This window comes from Streptomyces sulfonofaciens (genome assembly GCF_014656295.1).
Classification (GTDB): Bacteria; Actinomycetota; Actinomycetes; order Streptomycetales; family Streptomycetaceae; genus Streptomyces; species Streptomyces sulfonofaciens.
The window spans coordinates 171,688-192,980 of record NZ_BNCD01000007.1 but is presented as its reverse complement, the minus strand read 5'-3'; the positions used below and the strand labels follow the sequence as shown (position 1 = coordinate 192,980).

The following is a 21,293-nucleotide window of genomic DNA, read 5'->3' as shown; positions in this document are numbered from 1 at the left end:
GTTCTGTACGCCTTACTTCATCGGCGCCAGGTGATCTTTGCTGGAAAGCCGGGGCCTGGAGCATTCCGCCGGGATTGCGGTGGAATGCCCCAAGGGCTCCCGAGTCAAGCCTAAAGCGTGTGACCGGCCGAACGGGCCGTGCTACTCGCCCTTGGCCTTCGCGATGATCTCCTCGGCGACGTTCCGCGGAACCTCGGCGTAGGAGTCGAACTGCATCGAGTAGCTTGCGCGACCCGACGTCTTGCTGCGGAGGTCGCCGACGTAGCCGAACATCTCCGACAGCGGCACCAGACCCGTGACGAGCTTGGCACCGTGGCGGTCCTCCATGGACTGGATCTGACCGCGCCGGGAGTTGATGTCGCCGATGACGTCGCCCATGTAGTCCTCGGGCGTGGTCACCTCGACCTTCATCATCGGTTCGAGCAGGGCCGGGGACGCCTTGCGCGCGGCCTCCTTGAAGGCCATCGAGCCGGCGATCTTGAAGGCCATCTCGGAGGAGTCGACCTCGTGGTAGGCACCGTCGAGCAGGATGACCCGGACACCCGTGAGCGGGTAGCCGGCGAGCACGCCGAACTCCATGGCCTCCTGGCAGCCCGCGTCCACGGACGGGATGTACTCCCGCGGGATGCGGCCACCGGTGACCTTGTTCTCGAACTCGTAGCCATCGCCGTCGAGCGGCTCGACCGCGATCTGCACCTTGGCGAACTGGCCGGAGCCACCCGTCTGCTTCTTGTGGGTGTAGTCCAGCCTGTCGACCGACTTGCGCAGCGTCTCGCGGTAGGCGACCTGGGGCTTGCCAACGTTCGCCTCGACCTTGAACTCGCGGCGCATCCGGTCCACCAGCACGTCGAGGTGGAGCTCGCCCATGCCGGAGATGATCGTCTGCCCGGTCTCCTCGTCGGTCTTGACGCGGAAGGACGGGTCCTCCTCGGCCAGGCGCTGGATGGCGACACCCAGCTTCTCCTGGTCGCCCTTCGACTTGGGCTCGATGGCGACCTCGATCACCGGCGCCGGGAAGTCCATCGACTCCAGGATCACCGGGTTCGCCGGGTCGCAGAGCGTCTCACCGGTGGTGGTCTGCTTCAGGCCCATGACGGCGATGATGTCACCGGCGCCCACCGACTCGATCTCCTCACGCTTGTTCGCGTGCATGCGGTAGATCTTGCCGATGCGCTCCTTCTTGCCCTTGACCGAGTTCTGCACCTGGGAGCCCGCGCTGAGGCGGCCCGAGTAGACCCGGACGAAGGTGAGCTTGCCGAGGTGCGGGTCGCTCGCGATCTTGAACGCCAGTGCCGACAGCGGCTCCTCGTCGGAGGGCTTGCGGCGGATGATCTCGTCGGGGTCGGAGACCGCGTGGCCCTCGATCGCCTCGATGTCGAGCGGCGACGGAAGGTAGCGGACGACCGCGTCGAGCAGCGGCTGGACGCCCTTGTTCTTGAACGCGGTACCGCAGAAGACGGGGGTGACGGTCGTGCCGCCGCCCTTGCCGGAGTTGATGGTGACCCGGCGGATCGCCGCGTAGAGCTGCTCCTCGGTGGGCTCCTCGCCCTCCAGGTACAGCTCCATCATCTCCTCGTCGTTCTCCGCGACGGCCTCAAGGAGCTTGCCGCGCCACTCGTCGGCAGCCTCCTGGTGGGTGTCGGGGATGTCGACGACGTCGTAGGCCTCACCGAGCGCGGTCTCGGCTGACCACACCAGGGCCTTCATGCGGATCAGGTCCACAACGCCCTTGAAGTCCGCTTCGGCGCCGATCGGCAGCTGCATCACCAGCGGGGTCGCGCCCAGCCGGTCGATGATCATGTCGACGCAGCGGTGGAACTCGGCACCGGTGCGGTCGAGCTTGTTGACGAAGCAGATGCGCGGCACGCCGTAGCGGTCCGCCTGACGCCACACGGTCTCGGACTGCGGTTCGACACCGGCGACACCGTCGAACACCGTCACGGCACCGTCGAGCACGCGCAGTGAGCGCTCCACCTCGACCGTGAAGTCGACGTGACCCGGGGTGTCGATGATGTTGATGGTGTTGTCTACGTCCTCGAGCGGCCAGTGACAGGTGGTGGCAGCAGACGTGATCGTGATGCCACGCTCCTGCTCCTGCTCCATCCAGTCCATGGTGGCAGCGCCGTCATGGACCTCACCGATCTTGTAGGAGACACCGGTGTAGTACAGGATCCGCTCGGTGGTCGTCGTCTTGCCCGCGTCGATGTGTGCCATGATCCCGATGTTGCGGACCCTGGCCAGGTCAAGCGAAGTGGTAGCCATAAGGCTTCAGTCTTCTCTCGGTTCTCGATGTGGGGTGTGCGACTACCAGCGGTAGTGCGCGAAGGCCTTGTTGGACTCGGCCATCTTGTGCGTGTCCTCGCGCTTCTTCACGGCTGCGCCGAGGCCGTTGGAGGCGTCGAGCAGCTCGTTCAGCAGACGCTCGGTCATGGTCTTCTCGCGACGGGCGCGGGAGTAACCGACCAGCCAGCGCAGCGCCAGCGTGTTGGCGCGGCCCGGCTTGACCTCGACCGGAACCTGGTAGGTCGCGCCGCCGACTCGGCGGGACTTGACCTCAAGGGTCGGCTTGATGTTCTCGAGGGCGCGCTTGAGGGTGATGACCGGGTCGTTGCTGGTCTTCTCGCGCAGCCCCTCCATGGCGCCGTAGACGATGCGCTCGGCGGTGGAGCGCTTGCCGTTCAGCAGCACCTTGTTGATCAGGGACGTCACCAGAGGAGAGCCGTAGACCGGGTCGATGATGACCGGACGCTTCGGGGCGGGGCCCTTACGAGGCATTCTTACTTCTCCTTCTTGGCGCCGTAGCGGCTGCGGGCCTGCTTGCGGTTCTTGACACCCTGGGTGTCAAGGGAGCCACGGATGATCTTGTAACGAACACCCGGCAGGTCCTTCACACGGCCGCCGCGCACGAGCACGATCGAGTGCTCCTGAAGGTTGTGTCCCTCACCCGGGATGTAGGCCGTGACCTCGATACCGGAGGTCAGACGCACACGCGCGACCTTCCGCAGCGCCGAGTTCGGCTTCTTCGGGGTGGTCGTGAACACACGCGTGCAGACGCCACGGCGCTGGGGGGAACCATCCAGTGCGGGCGTCTTGTTCTTCTCGACCTTGTCCTGCCGGCCCTTGCGGACCAGCTGCTGGATCGTAGGCACTACTTCTCCGGTTTCTGTGTGCCGATGGGTAAAGCTAACCTGGAACTTCGCCGACCCACGCGGTCGGGTGTGTCGAATGCTGCGGGCTCCCCCCGGAAGGGAGGAAGAGCACAGAATCACGGTGGCCCGCTTCAGGCTCTCCGCACGGTTTCAAGGCACGCACGAGAGCCAGGGCACACCCCAGGCACAAGGTCTGAGCGTACCTAGCTCGTCGAGTTCGGTCAAAACGAATAGGCCCCGCCAATAGGGGGTGCGTCGGCGGACCTGCCGTGCGGTTCCGTACGGGCCGCGCCGTGGGTACGAACAGGGACAGGGCTCCGGTGCGGATGGGCAGGCCGCCCCAGTCCCACAGAGCCACCATCTGCCCCCGACGGATGGGAACCCATGCGATCGCCGTGCACACCCTGGGCAGCCGACGACGGTACGAACGGCGGCTTACCGGGGGAACGCTCTCCGTGGGGGCGGTATTCCGGGGAGCGGGAGAGCGAGGGCCTGGACGACCGCGTTCCCTTTCTCGCCCGGCTCGAGGCTGAGGACCGCTCCGCACTACTGAAACTCGGCGGCGATACGGGGTTCACTCCGCGCTCGACCCTACTGCGGCAGAACGAGCCCTCGTCGCATGTGCTCTTCATCGTCCAGGGCTGGACGAAGGTGACGGCCGCGGCCCCGAACGGGTACGAGGCCCTGCTCGCCCTGCGGGGCCCCGGTGACATCGTGGGCGAGTCGGCGGCGCTGACGGGACGGCGGCGATCCGCGACGGTGACCGCACTGGAGGACGTGCGCACCGTCACCGTCGAGCGCGAGCGCTTCATCACGTTCCTGGCGACCTCGCCCAGCGTGTCCTTCGCGCTCCTCGGACTGACGTCCGACCGCACCCGCGCCGGGGACCGGCGGCGTCTGCAGTTCGCCGCCATGAGCGTACGGGAGCGGTTCGCCACCCTGCTGCTCGATCTGGTCCGCACGCACGGCAGGCGCACGGCCGACGGCATCGAGGTGGCGGTGCCACTGAGCAAACAGGAGCTCGCCGGCTCGGTGGGGGCCTCACGGGAGATGGTGCAGCGGCTGCTGAAGGAGTTGCGGGACAGGGGAGCGGTGGCCACGGGCCGCCGCGAAATGCTGATCATGCGTCCGGACCTGTTGCGCCGGATCGCCCGCGCGGAGGGATAGCAGCCGACCCGCCCGGGACCGTTTCTGCTCCCTCTCCGGCCGCCTGGTGTGACTCGGCATCGCCGGCCCCCACACGCACCGTCGCCCAGCGCGACCCCCTATGTGGAAACGGTCACAGTCCGAGTGCGTCATACGACCTCACGCCCGGCTCGTCCAGGAAGCCACTCTGGCGCCACCCATCGGCAACCGAGAGGCACTCCGTGAACGCCACCCTCAATCGCACCATTCTGCTCTTCGACATCGAGAGGTTCAGTCACCGTGACGATGTCGAGCAGACCTACCTGCGGCGCATGCTCTACGGCATCGCCGACCGGATCCTGGAGAACGCGGGCATCGACGAGAGCCTGCGCAACCGTGAGGACCGCGGCGACGGCCTCCTGGAACTGATCGATCCCAACGCCCCCCTCGTCGAGCTGCTGCGTGCCGTCCTCACCGAGGCGCCCTCCGAACTGCGCGCGGTGAACCGAGTGACGTCGAGCTCCGCCCAGATCCGGCTACGCGTCGTGGTCGCCACCGGATACGTCGCCTACGACGGGCACGGCTGGGTCGGATCCGATCTCAACCACGCCTTCCGCCTCCTCAACGCAGACGAGCTCCGCGATGCGCTGAAGGAACGGTCCGACGACTTCGTGCTCTGCGTCTCGGACGGCGTCCACCACGGCATCGTCCGCCATGACCACCGCGGCATCCCTGCGGACGACTTCCATCCCGTCACCCTCGGCAGCGCCAACGGCCCGCTGGGCGCCTGGGTGCACGGACACGTCCCGGCGAGCGTCCGTGGACGTGCGCCGTCCGGACCCGGCAGCGCGCGGAACCTCCCGGTCGGCGAAGACGGCCCAGGGGCCACGGGCCCCCGCACCACCGCCTTCGGCGGATCCCAGGTCAACGGCGACCAGATCGGTGTCGGCGGCGGTACCGTCCACGGGGACCTGGTGATCGGCGAAGCCGCGTTCCGCAAGCACTCCCGAGGTGAGAACAGGTGAGCACCGCGGCGCCGGCCGAGGCGCCGTCGGCCTCCGCGGACGGGAACGCCGATGCGGGCAGGCCGCCCGGCGACGGTGGGAACACGGAGGCCGGCGAAGAGCGGGATCGGCCCCAGGACGCCTGGTCCGCCCGCCGCGACCTGCGCAACCACATCCCCCGCCAGCTCCGCCCAGCAGGGGGCGCGAGCTACGGGGGAGGTCAGGTCGGCGGCGACCAGTTCGGAGTCAGCGGCGGCAGCGTGGCCGGTGACGTCCTGGTCGGCGGTACCAAGACGGAGATCCACTATCAGTTCGCCGTGGATTCGTCCTCCGTGACGGCGGGCGAAGTGCCCCCCGTCACGCTGGAGCGAATCGCCAGGTCCTTCGTCTCCGACGAGACCGCATTCGCCCGACTTGCCGGCCGTCTGCGCGACGAGCGCTTCCTCGTCCTGACCGGCGCGGCGTTCACGGGGCGGCGGACCGCTGCCCTGATGCTGCTGAGGCACCTCGGCGCCGCGCCCGTGCGCATCCTCGATCCGGTCACCACTCCCACTGCGCTCACCCGTCAACTGAAGGATCGCGGGGACGCACCTCAGGGCCTCCTCCTGTGCGACCCCGACTACGGCGGAGACCAGCCCCTGCGAGAACCCCACCTCCTCGCCGCCCGCGAGGAGCTCATCACCAGGAACGCTTATCTGATCGTCACCATGGGGCCGACGACGCGGCTCGCCGACGTACCCGTGGAAACGTGGTCCCCACCCTCGCCCGCCGACGTACTCGCCGCACACCTTCGGGCGCAGACGGACGAGCGGACCACTCGGCGTCTGCTCCGCCATGAGGCTGCGGTCAAGGCCCTCGCCGACGAAGACACCCACCAGTTGCGCGAGATCGCCGCCCTTGCGGAGGCCCTCCTGCGGCACGAGCGGGGGGAGGGCCATGCGGAACTCTCGGAATTCGCACGCAAGATCGTCGAGGATCAGGTCCGGGAGTGGTTCGAGGAAGACGAAGAGAACGTCCCCCTGCGCGAGAAGGCCTTCCTCATCGCGCTCGCCGTCTTCGACGGTGGTCCCTACGCCCTGACGGCGGAGGTCGCCGACGTGCTCTACGAGCTGCTTCAAGAGACCCAGGCCTCTGGCCTGCGGCCGGAGATCCCCATCTTCGGGACGCACATCGGCAAGCGCCTCCAGCTCGCCCGGGCCAAGCTCTTTCGCGCGCGGGAGGACACCGACTGGGGCCCGGTCGAACAGACCAAGGCGGCCTACCGCGACGAGAAGGCCGCACTGGTCCTGCTGCGCGAGGTCTGGACGGGCCACCCCTCGGCACGCCCCGCTCTCGTCAAATGGCTCCAGGCGCTCGTGGCCGACGGGCGCCCCCTTGTCCGTACGCGAGCGGCGTACTCCGCCGCGGCACTGGCCCGCATGGACCTGCCGTCGGCCATGGCCCTGGTCATCGAGAAGTGGGCGTCTTCGCACCTCTTCCGGCAACGGAACGCCGCGACCAACGCACTCGCCCTGGCGCACGACCTGGGGACGCCCAACATCCCCCGCATCCTCGACGATTGGTGCGACCGCGAGGACGAAGGACTGTGCTGGACCGCCATCCGCGCCCTCGCCCTCATCGGCCCGGCGGACCCGGAACACAGCCTCGCGGCCCTGCGCAAGGCCGCTCGCAGGCTCTACGAGAGCAACGAGGCCAAGGAAAGGGAGCGGGACCGGGCCAGGGTCGATGACCGGGACAGGGAGCGTGGCCAGCAGGACGGGCAAGAGGGCCCGGGCCGGCACCCGATCCGGCACCCCCGCCCAGAGGAGCCGGCGGCCGAGGCAGGAAGGAAGCCCAATCCGAAGATCGCCCAAGCTCTCGCGGAATCGGTCGACCTGCTGCTCCTGTCCGAGGCGAAGGACACCGTACTCGCCGACCTCATCAGGACCCGGGAAGTCGACGACCCGGTACGGAACATGACGCTCAGCGGTTTCCTGAGCGCTTGCGCCCACGTCGGAGAGGCGGAGGACGACGGGCGGCCCCTCATCCTGAGCTGGTACGCCGCGTCTTCGAGTGCCGCCCCCGCACTGGCGATGTTGTGGCGCGGGGCTCTCGGCTCAAGGCAGCACACCACGACCGCGCTCAGCCGGATGCGCCAGTGGGTTCTGCTGGCGGACCGCGTCCCAGAGGTGGAAGGCATGCTCACCGAACTGCTGCCGGCTCTGGTGACCACGGGAACCGAGCACCGGCGGCTGAGCCATCTGCTACGCACCATGCCGGGCGAGGAAGGTGGGGCACCGCCGCTCGCCGCGCACCGCCTGCTCGCCGTGCTCGACGCCCACCGGTCACCCTCGGCCCAAGGAGTGCACCATGGCTGACCGGCCACAACCGGAATGGCGGCAGGACGCCGACCGGCACAGCCTGCTGATCGACCCGGTACTCACCGTCCGGCAGCTCTCCCCCTTCGGGTTCTCGCGCACGGCGCACAGCCGTATCGATCACGCCCTCGTCTTCGCCACGGCTGGGGGCGCGTACAAGCCGTACCTTCCCCCCGTCCGACCGACGCGCCGCGAGACGGCTGCCAAGCGCTTCGTCGCGGTGTACGAGGTCGACATGGGAGTCCACCGGGTCCGTGCGAGGTTGAAACTGCCCAGTTGCAACGACGCCTTGGAGTTCGAGGCCGAAGTCGAGCTCACGTGGCAGGTCGACCGGCCCGAGGAGTTCGTACGGTGCGGGCAGCGCAACGTTCCCGACCTGCTGCTGCACGAGCTGCAGCGGGCGGCGCGACCCGTGAGCCGCGACTTCCCGATCGAACAGAGCGCGGAGGCCGAGGCCGAGTTGTCCCTGGCGCTGGAGAAGAACGGTTCCCTCGGCGCCGAGGCCGGCCTCAGGTCCCAGTGCACCCTGAGACTCAGCCGTGACCAGGGCAGCGTCGAGCACGAGAGGCGTCTCCTGGCCATCGACCAGTTGTCCCTGGAGGAGAAGCGGAAGGCCGGTCACGAGGTCGAACTTCAGCAATGGGAGCGACAGAAGATCGACTTCTACCGGCACTACCTGGAACAGCGCGGTGTGGCGCCTTGGGCGTTGCAGGTCATGAAGCAACCGGAGGACCTCGCCGGCGTGATGGACAAGATGCAGGCACATCAGATGCACCACCTGCAGAAACAGCTCGACCTCGTCAACGGGCTGCTCAGCCAGGGGAAGGTGGAGAACCACGAGCTCGAGGCGCCCCTACGCCACGCGCTCACCTTCATTCAGTCGGTCCTCGGCTCGGGCTTGACCGACCTGCCCCCGCACGGGCCCGAGGACGATCCGCTGCCGCTTCCCGGCAGTCGGGCCCCGCACGGATTCCACCCGGGAGGGAAGACGCCGTGACCGCGTCCGGCCCTCCGCCCCCCGGAGTCCGCACCGCTGAGCGTCTGCTCGGTGAGCTGAGAGGTGAGGTCTCCCGAGCCGACACGAAGGCATCGATCATCGTCGCCGCACTCGCCATCGCCCTGGGGTCTGCCCTCGGCCTCTCCGCGAGCCGTGACGGCTCTCCCCGGTTCCTCTCCCCACCGGGGGCCGCCGTGTGGTGGGCGGGGACCGCCTGCCTCGCCGTGTCGCTGCTGTCCGTGCTGTTCGCGGTCCTCCCCCGCTACCGGACCCGCGGCTGGTCCCCAGGTGATCCACTCACCTACTTCGGCGACGTGCGTCAGGCAGCCCGCGCGGGTCGGCTCGAGGACGCGCTGGCCGTGACCGAGCGGGAGCCGCTCTCGGCGCTGACCGCTGCCCTGGCGGAGAACAGCCGCATCGCCGCACGCAAGCACCAGTGCATCCGGATCGGCCTCATGGCCTTCTGCGCTGGTGCCGTCCTGCTGCCGACGGCGCTCGTCGCCGGCTGATCCCGTCGCCGGCTGATCCTGGTCGCCGGGCTGTCCCGCTCCGGCGCTTCGCTGCCCAGCCCACCGTCACGAGGGACCCGTCATGACATCGCCTTCCAAGGACCTCCCCTTTCCCCCGTCCATCAGTACACCTCACGAAACCTCCGCCCCGGGCCCCGCGGAGCCGTACGCTCCACCGCCGTCGTACGTCCTCCTTCCTCTCGGTCCAAAGGAGTCGTCCGGCCCCGTCGCGGCCCCGTCCGGGCGGATCCACCTGGCCAAACGACAGCGGCAGATGGACACGGCCGCTGTCGGCACCCTGCTGCTGTACGTTCCCAACTTCCTCTGCAGCCTGCTGGTGATGGGCCTGGTGCCGCTGGCCCTGGGGACCGCGGGCCTGCTCGTCCCCGTGGCCTGGCTGCTGAGCGGCATCCTGGTCTTCTGGCGCAGGGCCGAGAGCTTCATCGCCCACCGGCTGATGAAGGTGCGAAGGCCCACCCCGGACGAGCGGGCCAGGCTGGAGCCGGCGTGGTGCGCGGTGACCGCGCGGGCGGGCGTCCACATGGACAGCTACGAACTCTGGGTCGAGGACTCCAATGACCTGAACGCCTCGACCGCCACGGGCCACATCCTCTGTACCACCCGCTTCGCGCTCAGGCACCTGCCGGACGGTGAGCTGGCTGCCGTGCTGGCGCATGAACTGGGGCACCACGTCGGGGGCCACTCGTGGTCCGCTCTGCTCGGTCAGTGGTACGCCGTGCCCGGGCAACTCGTCTGGCGCGGGGTGCGGACGGCAGCCGCGAGATTCCTCAGGGCATCGGGTCTCTTCGTGACCGGTCTCGTGGTACCGGCACTCGCCGTGCTCGCCGTGATGATGGCCGACGCTCTGTACGGGCTGCCGTTCCTCCTGCTGGCGACGCCGTACCTGATCGCGTACGTGCGCCGTCGCGGAGTGCTGCGGGCTGATCGGCACGCAGCGGCTCTCGGCTTCGGGACGATGCTGGTCGCCGCCCTGGAGCGATCGCAGCACGGGGAACGGACAGGGCTCAACGAACTCGTCACGGAGAGTGGCCGCACAGGCAAGGAGAAGGGTGCGCTGCATCGGCTACTCGCCGCCCACCCCGGACCCCGCACCCGTATCCACCACCTCGTCCCGTTTCTGGAGACCGCCGGCTGAGGGACGGCGAGCGAAGGGCGTCAGCCCCCAGGGGAGCGGCCGTCCCCGCGGCGCGTGGACCTCGATCAGCGCAGACGGCCGACGAAGGCGGAGCACACCGCACCGCTGAACGCGAGCGGCGAGCCCGCAGGGCGCTTGCTGTCGCGGAAGGGGACGGGACACGTGCAGCACCCCGTCCGCGCCGTCCACGGCGGGCCGTGCCCACCCGGCGGATCACCGTTGCGCCCGCACCCGGCCCCGGCCCGGGGGGAGCACGGACGCCGCCGAGCCGCTGACCGCACGGGACGGTGCACGGCACGATCGGAGAAGCGCTGTGCGCATGAACGAGCACGCAGGGGACAGCCGTGGCGGACCACCTGCACCGGCTTCCGCCAAGAAGCCTTGGAGGCCACTCCGGCGCCGCCGCACGTCCGCCGGGCCGGCCCGGGCATCGCCGACCGGCTGCCCGGGTTCAGACGGCCGCGGCGATCAGCACCACCACGAAGAGCACCAGGCCCAGCCAGCCGAGCACCACACCCCCGATCGCCATACCGTCGCCCCGCTCGCCCGTGCGCCGGATCTCCCTACGGGCCATGTGCCCGAGGACGACCGCCGGGATCGAGGTGACCCCCACCGTGGCGAACCCGGCCACACCGAACGTCAGCGCGCCGATCGACTTGGGGTTGGTGTCGGACAGCGGCGTCGGCAGGAAGGTCCGCGGCACCGGGGGCGTCGCCGAGGGCTTCGCCGGCGCCGTCTGCTGCGGTACGGGCCCCTGCGGCAGGTCAGCGACGAGAACGCCCAGCTCACCCACGGTGCGGGCCCGATATGCCTGCTCGACCCGCTGCTCGTACTCCCCCTGCTTCAGCCGCCCCTCGGCGAACCCGGCCCGCAGGACATCGACGGCACGCTCCCGGTCGGCGTGTGCGGCCAGCATAGAAGGCTGGGTGCCGCGCTGGGGCGGCCAGGGTGCCGGCCGCCATGCATCACTCCGAGGACCGCGCCGGGACTGCCACGGCGTCGGCTGCCATGAGTAACTCGACATGACACATATCACCCGAAAGAGGAGAAGTATCTCGTTCCTCTCCCTATCATGCGCCTACGCACCGCGGGGCGGCCACCCTGACGAAGGTCAGGGTGGCCGCCCCGCGGATCAGGCAGCCGGACGGTTACTGGTTGTAAGGCCCGTAGTCGTAGTCCTCCAGCGGCACGGCCTGCCCGGACCCCGTGCCGAACGGCGAGTAGTCGATGTCGTCGTAGCCGACGGCCGAGTACATCGCCGCCTTCGCCTCCTCGGTGGGCTCGACCCGGATGTTGCGGTAGCGGGACAGGCCCGTACCGGCCGGGATGAGCTTGCCGATGATGACGTTCTCCTTGAGGCCGATCAGGGAGTCGGACTTGGCGTTGATCGCCGCGTCCGTGAGGACCCTGGTCGTCTCCTGGAAGGACGCCGCCGACAGCCACGACTCCGTGGCCAGCGAGGCCTTGGTGATGCCCATGAGCTGCGGACGGCCGGAGGCCGGGTGGCCGCCCTCCTGGACCACGCGGCGGTTCTCGGTCTCGAACTTCGAGCGCTCGACGAGCTCGCCCGGCAGCAGCTCCGCGTCGCCGGACTCGATGATCGTCACCCGGCGCAGCATCTGGCGGATGATGATCTCGATGTGCTTGTCGTGGATCGACACGCCCTGCGAGTTGTAGACCTTCTGGACCTCGCCGACCAGGTGCACCTGGACCGCGCGCTGGCCGAGGATGCGCAGCACGTCGTGCGGGTTGGTGGCACCCACGGTGAGCTTCTGGCCCACCTCGACGTGTTCGCCCTCGCTCACCAGCAGGCGGGCACGCTTCGAGATCGGGAACGCCGTCTCGTCGCTGCCGTCGTCCGGGGTGACGATGATCTTCTTGGTCTTCTCGGTCTCCTCGATCCGCACCCGGCCGGAGGCCTCGGAGATCGGGGCGACACCCTTCGGGGTACGGGCCTCGAAGAGCTCGACGACACGCGGCAGACCCTGCGTGATGTCGTCACCGGCCACACCACCGGTGTGGAAGGTGCGCATCGTCAACTGGGTGCCGGGCTCACCGATGGACTGCGCGGCGATGATGCCGACCGCCTCACCGATGTCGACCAGCTTGCCGGTGGCCAGCGAGCGGCCGTAGCACATGGCGCAGGTGCCGACGGCGGACTCGCAGGTCAGGACCGAGCGGGTCTTGACCTCCGCGACACCGTGCCGCACCAGCTCGTCGATGAGCACGTCGCCCAGGTCGGTCCCGGCCGGGGCCAGCACCTTGCCCTCAACGACGATGTCCTCGGCGAGGCAGCGCGCGTACACGCTGGTCTCGACGTTGTCCGCCTTGCGCAGGACGCCGTCGGCACCCTGCTCGGCGATGAGCAGCCGCAGACCGCGCTCGGTACCGCAGTCCTCCTCGCGAATGATGACGTCCTGGGAGACGTCGACCAGGCGCCGGGTGAGGTAGCCGGAGTCGGCGGTACGCAGGGCGGTGTCGGCGAGACCCTTACGGGCACCGTGCGTGGAGATGAAGTACTCCAGCACGGACAGGCCCTCGCGGAACGACGCCTTGATGGGACGCGGGATCGTCTCGTTCTTGGCGTTGGACACCAGACCGCGCATACCGGCGATCTGACGCATCTGCATCATGTTGCCGCGCGCACCCGAGTTCACCATCATGAAGATCGGGTTGGTCTTCGGGAAGTTGTCGTTCATCGCCTCGGCGACCTCGTTGGTCGCCTTGGTCCAGATGGCGATGAGCTCCTGGGTGCGCTCGTCCTTGGTGATCAGACCACGCTCGTACTGCTTCTGGACCTTCTCGTCCTGCGCCTCGTAGCCGCGGACGATCTCCTTCTTCGCCTCGGGGACTACGACGTCGGAGATGGCCACGGTGACGCCGGAGCGGGTGGCCCAGTAGAAGCCGGACGCCTTCAGGTTGTCGAGCGTCGCCGCCACGATGACCTTCGGGTAGCGCTCGGCGAGGTCGTTGACGATCTCGGAGAGCTGCTTCTTGCCGACCTCGTAGTCGACGAACGGGTAGTCCTCGGGCAGCAGCTCGTTGAAGAGCGCACGGCCCAGGGTGGTCCTCAGCCGGAACGGGTCGCCCGGCTGCCACTCGCCGATGCCCGCCTCGCCGTCGAACGACGCCACGGTGGCGTCGGCGGCCGGCGGGGTCCAGCCGCGCGGCGGGATGGTGCCCACCGGGAAGCGGATGTCGACCTTCGACTGGAGCGACAGCTCGCCCGCGTCGAACGCCATGATCGCCTCCGCGACCGAGGCGAACGAGCGCTCCTCGCCCACCAGGTCGCGCGCGGAGCCGTCCGTGGTGAGGAAGAACAGCCCCAGCACCATGTCCTGGGTGGGCATGGTCACCGGACGGCCGTCGGCCGGCTTGAGGATGTTGTTCGAGGACAGCATCAGGATGCGGGCCTCGGCCTGCGCCTCCGCGGACAGCGGCAGGTGCACGGCCATCTGGTCACCGTCGAAGTCCGCGTTGAACGCGGTGCACACGAGCGGGTGGATCTGGATGGCCTTGCCCTCGACAAGCTGCGGCTCGAAGGCCTGGATGCCGAGGCGGTGCAGGGTCGGTGCGCGGTTCAGCAGCACCGGGTGCTCGGCGATGACCTCTTCCAGCACGTCGTACACGACCGTGCGGCCGCGCTCGACCATGCGCTTGGCCGACTTGATGTTCTGCGCGTGGTTCAGGTCCACCAGGCGCTTCATCACGAACGGCTTGAAGAGCTCCAGCGCCATGGCCTTGGGCAGGCCGCACTGGTGCAGCTTGAGCTGCGGGCCGACGACGATCACGGACCGCGCCGAGTAGTCGACGCGCTTGCCGAGCAGGTTCTGGCGGAACCGGCCCTGCTTGCCCTTGAGCATGTCGGACAGCGACTTCAGCGGACGGTTGCCGGGGCCCGTGACCGGGCGGCCGCGGCGGCCGTTGTCGAAGAGCGCGTCGACGGCCTCCTGGAGCATCCGCTTCTCGTTGTTCACGATGATCTCGGGGGCACCGAGGTCGAGCAGTCGCTTCAGGCGGTTGTTGCGGTTGATGACGCGGCGGTACAGGTCGTTCAGGTCGGAGGTCGCGAAGCGGCCACCGTCGAGCTGCACCATCGGCCGCAGGTCCGGCGGGATCACCGGCACGCAGTCGAGCACCATGCCCTTGGGGCTGTTGGACGTCTGCAGGAACGCGGAGACGACCTTGAGGCGCTTGAGCGCACGGGTCTTCTTCTGGCCCTTGCCGGTGCGGATGATCTCGCGGAGCTTCTCCGCCTCCTCGTCCAGGTCGAAGGACTCCAGGCGCTTCTGCAGCGCCGCGGCGCCCATCGAGCCGTCGAAGTAGGTGCCGAAGCGGTCACGCAGCTCGCGGTAGAGGAGCTCGTCGCCCTCCAGGTCCTGGACCTTGAGGTTCTTGAAGCGGTTCCACACCTCGTCGAGCCGGTCGATCTCGCGCTGCGCGCGGTCGCGCAGTTGCTTCATCTCGCGCTCGGCACCCTCGCGCACCTTGCGGCGCACGTCGGCCTTGGCGCCCTCGGCCTCCAGGTCGCCCAGGTCGCTCTCCAGCTTCTTGGCGCGGCCCTCGAGGTCGGCGTCACGACGCTGCTCGATCTGCTGGCGCTCGACGGAGACGTGGGCCTCCAGCGACGGCAGGTCGCGGGTGCGACGCTCCTCGTCCACGTACGTGATCATGTACGCGGCGAAGTAGATGACCTTCTCCAGGTCCTTCGGGGCGAGGTCGAGCAGGTAGCCCAGCCGCGACGGAACGCCCTTGAAGTACCAGATGTGGGTGACGGGAGCGGCCAGCTCGATGTGGCCCATCCGCTCACGCCGCACCTTGGCGCGAGTGACCTCGACGCCGCAGCGCTCACAGATGATGCCCTTGAAGCGGACGCGCTTGTACTTGCCGCAGTAGCACTCCCAGTCCCGGGTGGGGCCGAAGATCTTCTCGCAGAAGAGGCCGTCCTTCTCGGGCTTGAGGGTGCGGTAGTTGATGGTCTCCGGCTTCTTGACCTCGCCGTGTGACCACTGACGGATGTCGTCAGCGGTGGCAAGGCCGATCCGCAGCTCGTCGAAGAAGTTGACGTCGAGCACTTGTCGTCAATCCCTCTTTCGGGGTCGAGCCCTCCGCATCAACCATGCGAGGGGCGCTGTGTGGTCTGTACGGGGTCCGGGCCCCCGTGGCCGGGGGCTTTGGGCTTACCTCCCGCCGCCTGGCCGCCACGGGGTGGCGGGGGGCGGCGGGAGGGCCCGTCAGACCTCTTCGACGCTGCTCGGCTCGCGCCTGGACAGGTCGATACCGAGCTCTTCCGCGGCACGGAAGACGTCCTCGTCCGTGTCACGCATCTCGATGGACATGCCGTCGGACGACAGCACCTCCACATTGAGGCACAGGGACTGCATCTCCTTGATGAGCACCTTGAAGGACTCGGGGATGCCGGGCTCCGGGATGTTCTCGCCCTTGACGATGGCCTCGTAGACCTTCACGCGGCCGGTGACGTCGTCGGACTTGATGGTCAGCAGTTCCTGGAGGGCGTAGGCGGCGCCGTACGCCTCCAGCGCCCACACCTCCATCTCGCCGAACCGCTGGCCGCCGAACTGAGCCTTACCACCCAGCGGCTGCTGGGTGATCATCGAGTACGGACCGGTCGAACGGGCGTGCAGCTTGTCGTCGACCAGGTGGTGCAGCTTGAGGATGTACATGTACCCGACCGAGATCGGGTCCGGGAACGGCTCGCCGGAGCGGCCGTCGAACAGCCGGGCCTTGCCGGACGGGAGGACCATGCGGTCGCCGTCGCGGTTCGGCAGGGTGTTCTCCAGCAGACCGGCCAGCTCGTCCTCGCGGGCGCCGTCGAAGACGGGCGTGGCGACATTGGTCCTGGTGTCGACCCGGTCGGCGCCGATGGCCTGCAGCCGCCGCGCCCACTCGTCGCCGAGCCCGGAGACGTCCCAGCCCTGGCTGGCGAGCCAGCCGAGGTGGATCTCCAGGACCTGGCCCGGGTTCATCCGGGACGGCACGCCGAGCGGGTTGAGGATGATGTCGACCGGGGTGCCGTCCTCCAGGAACGGCATGTCCTCGATCGGCAGGATCTTCGAGATGACGCCCTTGTTGCCGTGCCGGCCCGCGAGCTTGTCACCGTCGGTGATCTTCCGCTTCTGCGCCACGTACACGCGCACGAGCTGGTTCACACCGGGCGGCAGCTCGTCGCCCTCCTCGCGGTCGAAGACGCGGACGCCGATGACCTTGCCGGTCTCGCCGTGCGGCACCTTCAGCGAGGTGTCACGGACCTCACGGGCCTTCTCACCGAAGATCGCGCGCAGCAGGCGCTCCTCCGGGGTCAGCTCGGTCTCGCCCTTGGGCGTCACCTTGCCGACCAGGATGTCGCCGGCGATGACCTCGGCGCCGATGCGGATGATGCCGCGCTCGTCGAGGTCGGCCAGGACCTCCTCGGAGACGTTCGGGATGTCCCGGGTGATCTCCTCGGGGCCCAGCTTGGTGTCACGGGCGTCGACCTCGTGCTCCTCGATGTGGATCGAGGAGAGGACGTCGTCCTGGACGAGGCGCTGCGACAGGATGATCGCGTCCTCGTAGTTGTGGCCCTCCCACGGCATGAACGCCACCAGGAGGTTCTTGCCGAGTGCCATCTCGCCGCGCTCGGTGGCCGGGCCGTCGGCCAGCACCTGGCCGGTGATGACCCGGTCGCCCTCGGACACGACGACCTTCTGGTTGACCGAGGTGCCCTGGTTGGAGCGGGAGAACTTGGCGAGGCGGTAGGTGGTGTAGGTGCCGTCGTCGTTGCCGACGGTGATGTAGTCGGCGGACACCTCCTGGATCACGCCGTCCTTCTCGGCCTTGACGACGTCGCCGGCGTCGGTGGCGCAGCGGTACTCCATGCCGGTGCCGACCAGCGGCGCCTCGGCCTTGATGAGCGGCACGGCCTGGCGCATCATGTTGGCGCCCATGAGCGCGCGGTTGGCGTCGTCGTGTTCGAGGAAGGGGATCATGGCGGTCGCGACCGACACCATCTGGCGCGGCGAGACGTCCATGTAGTCCACGTCGTCGCCGGGCACGTAGTCGACCTCGCCACCGCGGCGGCGGATCAGGACGCGGGCCTCGGCGAAGTGCAGGTCGTCCGTCAGCGGGGCGTTGGCCTGCGCGATGACGAAGCGGTCCTCCTCGTCGGCCGTGAGGTAGTCGACCTGGTCGGTGACCTGGCCGGCGACCACCTTGCGGTAGGGGGTCTCGACGAAGCCGAACGCGTTGACCCGGCCGTAGGTGGCGAGCGAGCCGATCAGGCCGATGTTCGGGCCTTCGGGGGTCTCGATCGGGCACATGCGGCCGTAGTGCGACGGGTGCACGTCGCGGACCTCGAAGCCGGCCCGCTCACGGGACAGACCGCCGGGGCCGAGCGCCGACAGGCGGCGCTTGTGCGTGAGGCCCGACAGCGGGTTGTTCTGGTCCATGAACTGGGACAACTGGCTGGTGCCGAAGAACTCCTTGATGGAGGCGACGACCGGCCGGATGTTGATCAGGGTCTGCGGCGTGATCGCCTCGACGTCCTGGGTGGTCATGCGCTCGCGCACGACGCGCTCCATCCTGGCCAGACCCGTACGGACCTGGTTCTGGATGAGCTCGCCGACGTTGCGCAGGCGGCGGTTGCCGAAGTGGTCGATGTCGTCGGTCTCGACGACGATCGTGTTGCCGCTGTCACCGGCCGTCTCGGTCTCGCCGGCGTGCAGCTTCACCAGGTACTTGATCGTCGCGATGATGTCCTCGACGGTCAGGATGCCCGCGTCGAGCGGGGCGTCCGCACCCAGCTTCTTGTTGACCTTGTAGCGGCCGACCTTGGCGAGGTCGTAGCGCTTGGGGTTGAAGTAGAGGTTCTCAAGGAGCGTCTGCGCGGCCTCACGCGTGGGGGGCTCGCCGGGGCGCAGCTTGCGGTAGATGTCGAGCAGCGCGTCGTCCTGGCCCTGGGTGTGGTCCTTCTCCAGGGTGGCGCGCATGGACTCGTAGTCGCCGAACTCCTCGAGGATCTGGTCGGTGGTCCAGCCGAGCGCCTTCAGCAGGACGGTGACCGACTGCTTGCGCTTGCGGTCGATGCGGACACCGACCATGTCACGCTTGTCGATCTCCATCTCCAGCCAGGCGCCCCGGGACGGGATGATCTTCGCGGAGAAGATGTCCTTGTCGGAGGTCTTGTCGATGCTGGAGTCGAAGTAGACGCCGGGCGAGCGGACGAGCTGCGACACCACGACACGCTCGGTGCCGTTGATGACGAAGGTGCCCTTGTTGGTCATCAGGGGGAAGTCGCCCATGAAGACCGTCTGGGACTTGATCTCACCGGTTTCGTTGTTCGTGAACTCGGCCGTGACGAAGAGGGGCGCGGCGTAGGTGAAGTCGCGCTCCTTGCACTCGTCGATGGAGTTCTTCGGCGGCTCGAAGCGGTGGTCGCGGAAGGTCAGGGACATCGACCCGGAGAAGTCCTCGATCGGGGAGATCTCCTCGAAGATCTCCTCCAGTCCGGACTTGGTGGGGACGTCCTGTCCGCTGTCCAGAGCCGCCTCGACACGAGCCTTCCACGCCTCGTTGCCGAGCAGCCAGTCGAAGCTCTCGGTCTGCAGGGCGAGAAGGTTCGGAACCTCAAGGGGCTCCTTGATCTTTGCAAAGGAGATGCGCAGCGGGGCGGTGCTGGCGCCGTTGTTCGTATTCGCGGTCGAGGCAGTGCGCGAGGCGGCCAAGAGGGGGTCCTTCCGAGGGCTCGGACTCACTACGCGCGTACCGGTCCCAGCCGGACACGGGGACGGAAAGCCCAGGTCAGGGCCGCAAAGTCCGTAATGCCAAGCATGGGCATGCTCCTGGTGACGGGCAGGAGACAGCTAACAGGCAGCGCAAAGGGTCAGTGTAGCCACATGGCCCACTGATGTCCAGTGCGGGTTTCTCGGGATACCGAAGCCCTCGCTCTTCTCATCACCTGCGGTAAGTCACGCCCTCGTGCGCATATCGATGCTTCCCTCTCCGTCGCCGATCCATGCCTCGGATTTCCGGATCGTTGTGACGACGCGTCCTGAGAATTGCGCGCTGCGTGCGGTTCGTCAAGGGCCCACTGCCCAAACCTGGTGCCGCGATCGTCACTGATCATCCGTCGCCGTGGGCCGGAGCCCGCCACCGGAGCGCAACGAAGATCACCATACCTGCCGCCGGCGGGCGCGCAAGGCAGCCGCCTGGCAGGGCCGGGCAACGCCGTAGGGCGACCACCCGACTGGATGATCGCCCTACGGTGTGCACGCGTTACAGCCTGGTCGGCGGAACCGGCTTGATCCGGTCCCGGCCGACCTGCGTCACTTGACCTCGACGGAGGCGCCGGCGGCCTTGAGGGAGTCGGCGGCCTTCTCGGCGGCGTCCTTGGCGACCTTCTCCAGGACCGGCTTCGGGGTGCCGTCCACGAGGTCCTTGGCCTCCTTCAGACCCAGCGAGGTCAGCTCGCGCACGACCTTGATGACCTGGATCTTCTTCTCGCCGGCGCCGGTGAGGATGACGTCGAACTCGTCCTTCTCCTCCTCGGCCGGGGCAGCGGCACCCGGGGCACCCGGGGCGGCGGCGACGGCGACCGGGGCGGCGGCGGTGACGTCGAACTTGTCCTCGAACGCCTTCAGGAACTCGGACAGCTCCAGGAGGGTCATCTCTTCGAACTGGGCAAGCAGGTCGTCCTGGCTGAGCTTCGCCATGATGGCGGTCCTTCCACTAATTTCGGCTGGTGCCGGATGTACAGGTCGGCGGGCGCCCGGTGGCGCGGCGGGGGCTGGCCGGGGGGCCGGCCCACTCCGCGGACGTGCGGTCCGCTGTGACCGCCCAGGCGGCGGTCAGGGTGCGAGCCGGGTTACTCGGCACCGTCCTGCTCGGACAGCTTGACGCGCAGCGCCTCCGCGGTCCGGGCGAACTTGGCGGGCAGCGCCTGGAAGAGCGCGGCAGCCTGGGACTGCTTGCCCTTCATGGCACCGGCCAGCTTGGCGAGCAGAACCTCGCGGGAGTCCAGATCCGCGAGCTTCTTGATGTCGTCGGCGGACAGCCCCCTGCCGTCAAGGACGCCGCCCTTGATGACGAGTGCGGGGTTGTCCTTGGCGAAGTCGCGCAGACCCTTCGCCGCCTCGACCGGGTCACCGGTGACGAAGGCGACGGCCGTCGAGCCCTTGAGGTGCTCGTCCAGCTCGACCCCGGCCTGCTTGGCCGCGATCTTGGTAAGCGTGTTCTTCACCACACGGTACTGAGCGTTCTCGCCGAGAGAACGGCGGAGCTCCTTGAGCTGCGCCACGGTCAGTCCGGTGTACGAGGTGACCACAGCCGCGTTGGAGTCGCGCAGCTTGCCCGCGATCTCCTCGACGGCTGCGACCTTGTCGGACGTCGCCATGAGCCTCGGCCTCCTTCCGGGGTGATGATCCTCCGGCTGGCCTCGCGGACAGCCGTGCGTCGGCCGGGGACCGCCTGCATCAGGCACACGGGAAGGGTGTTTGCGGGGCGCCTGCGCGACGCTTGTGCGGCGGCGCGGCACTCCACAGACGAAACGCCCCGGCGCAGGCGCACGGGGCGTGAGCTCGACCGGGACCGGCTTCGGGGGCCGTCCGGGAGCACTTCCACTGTCACCTACGCGGGTCGCCCGCCTTTCGGCGGATCCTTCGGCCACCGCGCTCCCCTTCGGGCGCACGGCGACGACCAGCGGTCTTTGGCTTCGGTAGGAGAGTACGGGAGCCCGCCGGGGACGCGCAAATCGGGCGGTGGGGCGTGGGACGGGACTGGCGGAGGCGCACGTCAGCGCCTCGGGGTGCGGGAGAGGCACGTCCGGGTCTCGGGGCTGGGGGCTCGGACCTCGGGCCTCGGGCCTCGGGCCTTGGGCCTCGGGAGGACACGTCCGCCTCTCGGGGTCCGGGGCCGGGGGTTCGGGGCCCGGGAGAGGCGCGTCCGCACCGCGGAGCCGGGGCCTCGGGGCTCGGGGCTCGGGGCTCGGGAGAGGCACGTCGGC

14 protein-coding genes are annotated in these 21,293 nt (G+C 68.7%); 6 read left to right on the top strand and 8 right to left on the bottom strand.

Translation table 11 applies throughout. From position 1 onward, the window contains the following. Positions 1 to 141: 141 nt before the first annotated feature. From fusA to rpsL, 3 genes are read right to left on the bottom strand one after another with little or no spacing between them, the layout of a single operon-like run. Complete coding sequence (gene fusA, locus IE313_RS14140; RefSeq protein WP_189931884.1) at positions 142 to 2,262, bottom strand: elongation factor G; 2,121 nt, start codon at positions 2,260 to 2,262, stop codon at positions 142 to 144. Between the two features lie 42 nt (positions 2,263 to 2,304). Continuing rightward, positions 2,305 to 2,775 (bottom strand): 30S ribosomal protein S7, encoded by a 471-nt coding sequence (gene rpsG, locus IE313_RS14135; RefSeq protein ID WP_007384059.1) that lies wholly within the window; start codon positions 2,773 to 2,775, stop codon positions 2,305 to 2,307. Between the two features lie 2 nt (positions 2,776 to 2,777). Continuing rightward, the gene (gene rpsL / locus IE313_RS14130) at positions 2,778 to 3,149 is read right to left on the bottom strand and encodes a 30S ribosomal protein S12 (protein ID WP_007823146.1); all 372 of its coding nucleotides are present in this window, start codon (positions 3,147 to 3,149) and stop codon (positions 2,778 to 2,780) included. 384 nt (positions 3,150 to 3,533) lie between these two features. On the opposite strand from rpsL, the gene IE313_RS14125 reads away from it, so the two are divergent. The 6 genes from IE313_RS14125 (at position 3,534) to IE313_RS14100 (ending at position 10,297) form a co-directional block, all read left to right on the top strand. Beyond that, positions 3,534 to 4,316 carry a Crp/Fnr family transcriptional regulator gene (locus IE313_RS14125; protein ID WP_189931882.1) on the top strand — a complete coding sequence of 261 codons (783 nt, stop codon included), beginning with the start codon at positions 3,534 to 3,536 and terminating at the stop codon, positions 4,314 to 4,316. A 200-nt stretch (positions 4,317 to 4,516) separates the two neighbouring features. Next, positions 4,517 to 5,299, top strand: a complete 783-nt coding sequence (locus tag IE313_RS14120; RefSeq protein WP_189931880.1) for a hypothetical protein — start codon at positions 4,517 to 4,519, stop codon at positions 5,297 to 5,299. Further along, on the top strand, positions 5,296 to 7,635 hold the full coding sequence (locus IE313_RS14115) for a hypothetical protein (protein WP_189931878.1): 2,340 nt from the start codon (positions 5,296 to 5,298) through the stop codon (positions 7,633 to 7,635). Before IE313_RS14120 ends, IE313_RS14115 begins: the two co-directional genes overlap by 4 nt. Continuing rightward, entirely contained in the window at positions 7,628 to 8,632 is a 1,005-nt protein-coding gene (locus IE313_RS14110; RefSeq protein ID WP_189931877.1) for a hypothetical protein, read from the top strand. The genes IE313_RS14115 and IE313_RS14110 overlap by 8 nt, the downstream gene beginning before the upstream one ends. Further along, on the top strand, positions 8,629 to 9,141 hold the full coding sequence (locus tag IE313_RS14105; RefSeq protein ID WP_189931875.1) for a Pycsar system effector family protein: 513 nt from the start codon (positions 8,629 to 8,631) through the stop codon (positions 9,139 to 9,141). Before IE313_RS14110 ends, IE313_RS14105 begins: the two co-directional genes overlap by 4 nt. 274 nt (positions 9,142 to 9,415) lie before the next feature. Further along, positions 9,416 to 10,297 carry a M48 family metalloprotease gene (locus IE313_RS14100; RefSeq protein WP_189931872.1) on the top strand — a complete coding sequence of 294 codons (882 nt, stop codon included), beginning with the start codon at positions 9,416 to 9,418 and terminating at the stop codon, positions 10,295 to 10,297. A 451-nt stretch (positions 10,298 to 10,748) separates the two neighbouring features. Here IE313_RS14100 and IE313_RS14090 read toward each other — a convergent pair whose 3' ends face one another. The 5 genes from IE313_RS14090 to rplJ all read right to left on the bottom strand — a co-directional run bounded on the left by IE313_RS14090 (position 10,749) and on the right by rplJ (position 20,684). Next, the gene (locus IE313_RS14090) at positions 10,749 to 11,213 is read right to left on the bottom strand and encodes a DUF1707 and DUF4190 domain-containing protein (RefSeq protein WP_229924629.1); all 465 of its coding nucleotides are present in this window, start codon (positions 11,211 to 11,213) and stop codon (positions 10,749 to 10,751) included. Positions 11,214 to 11,445: 232 nt separating this feature from the next. Next, positions 11,446 to 15,372, bottom strand: a complete 3,927-nt coding sequence (locus IE313_RS14085; RefSeq protein WP_189931866.1) for a DNA-directed RNA polymerase subunit beta' — start codon at positions 15,370 to 15,372, stop codon at positions 11,446 to 11,448. A 159-nt stretch (positions 15,373 to 15,531) separates the two neighbouring features. Further along, positions 15,532 to 19,017, bottom strand: coding sequence for a DNA-directed RNA polymerase subunit beta (gene rpoB, locus IE313_RS14080; protein WP_189931865.1), 3,486 nt, complete (start codon positions 19,015 to 19,017; stop codon positions 15,532 to 15,534). A 600-nt stretch (positions 19,018 to 19,617) separates the two neighbouring features. Next, positions 19,618 to 20,004, bottom strand: coding sequence for a 50S ribosomal protein L7/L12 (gene rplL / locus IE313_RS14075; RefSeq protein WP_189931863.1), 387 nt, complete (start codon positions 20,002 to 20,004; stop codon positions 19,618 to 19,620). Positions 20,005 to 20,156: 152 nt separating this feature from the next. Continuing rightward, positions 20,157 to 20,684 carry a 50S ribosomal protein L10 gene (gene rplJ / locus IE313_RS14070; RefSeq protein ID WP_189931861.1) on the bottom strand — a complete coding sequence of 176 codons (528 nt, stop codon included), beginning with the start codon at positions 20,682 to 20,684 and terminating at the stop codon, positions 20,157 to 20,159. Positions 20,685 to 21,293 lie beyond the last annotated feature (609 nt).

What these genes read in the sequence shown, in the direction of transcription:
- fusA (WP_189931884.1), bottom strand. Translation starts at nt 2,262, where the DNA reads ATGGCTACCACTTCGCTTGACCTGGCCAGGGTCCGCAACATCGGGATC.
- rpsG (WP_007384059.1), bottom strand. Translation starts at nt 2,775, where the DNA reads ATGCCTCGTAAGGGCCCCGCCCCGAAGCGTCCGGTCATCATCGACCCG.
- IE313_RS14125 (WP_189931882.1), top strand. Translation starts at nt 3,534, where the DNA reads ATGCGATCGCCGTGCACACCCTGGGCAGCCGACGACGGTACGAACGGC.
- IE313_RS14110 (WP_189931877.1), top strand. Translation starts at nt 7,628, where the DNA reads ATGGCTGACCGGCCACAACCGGAATGGCGGCAGGACGCCGACCGGCAC.
- IE313_RS14100 (WP_189931872.1), top strand. Translation starts at nt 9,416, where the DNA reads ATGGACACGGCCGCTGTCGGCACCCTGCTGCTGTACGTTCCCAACTTC.
- IE313_RS14090 (WP_229924629.1), bottom strand. Translation starts at nt 11,213, where the DNA reads ATGCTGGCCGCACACGCCGACCGGGAGCGTGCCGTCGATGTCCTGCGG.
- rplL (WP_189931863.1), bottom strand. Translation starts at nt 20,004, where the DNA reads ATGGCGAAGCTCAGCCAGGACGACCTGCTTGCCCAGTTCGAAGAGATG.
- rplJ (WP_189931861.1), bottom strand. Translation starts at nt 20,684, where the DNA reads ATGGCGACGTCCGACAAGGTCGCAGCCGTCGAGGAGATCGCGGGCAAG.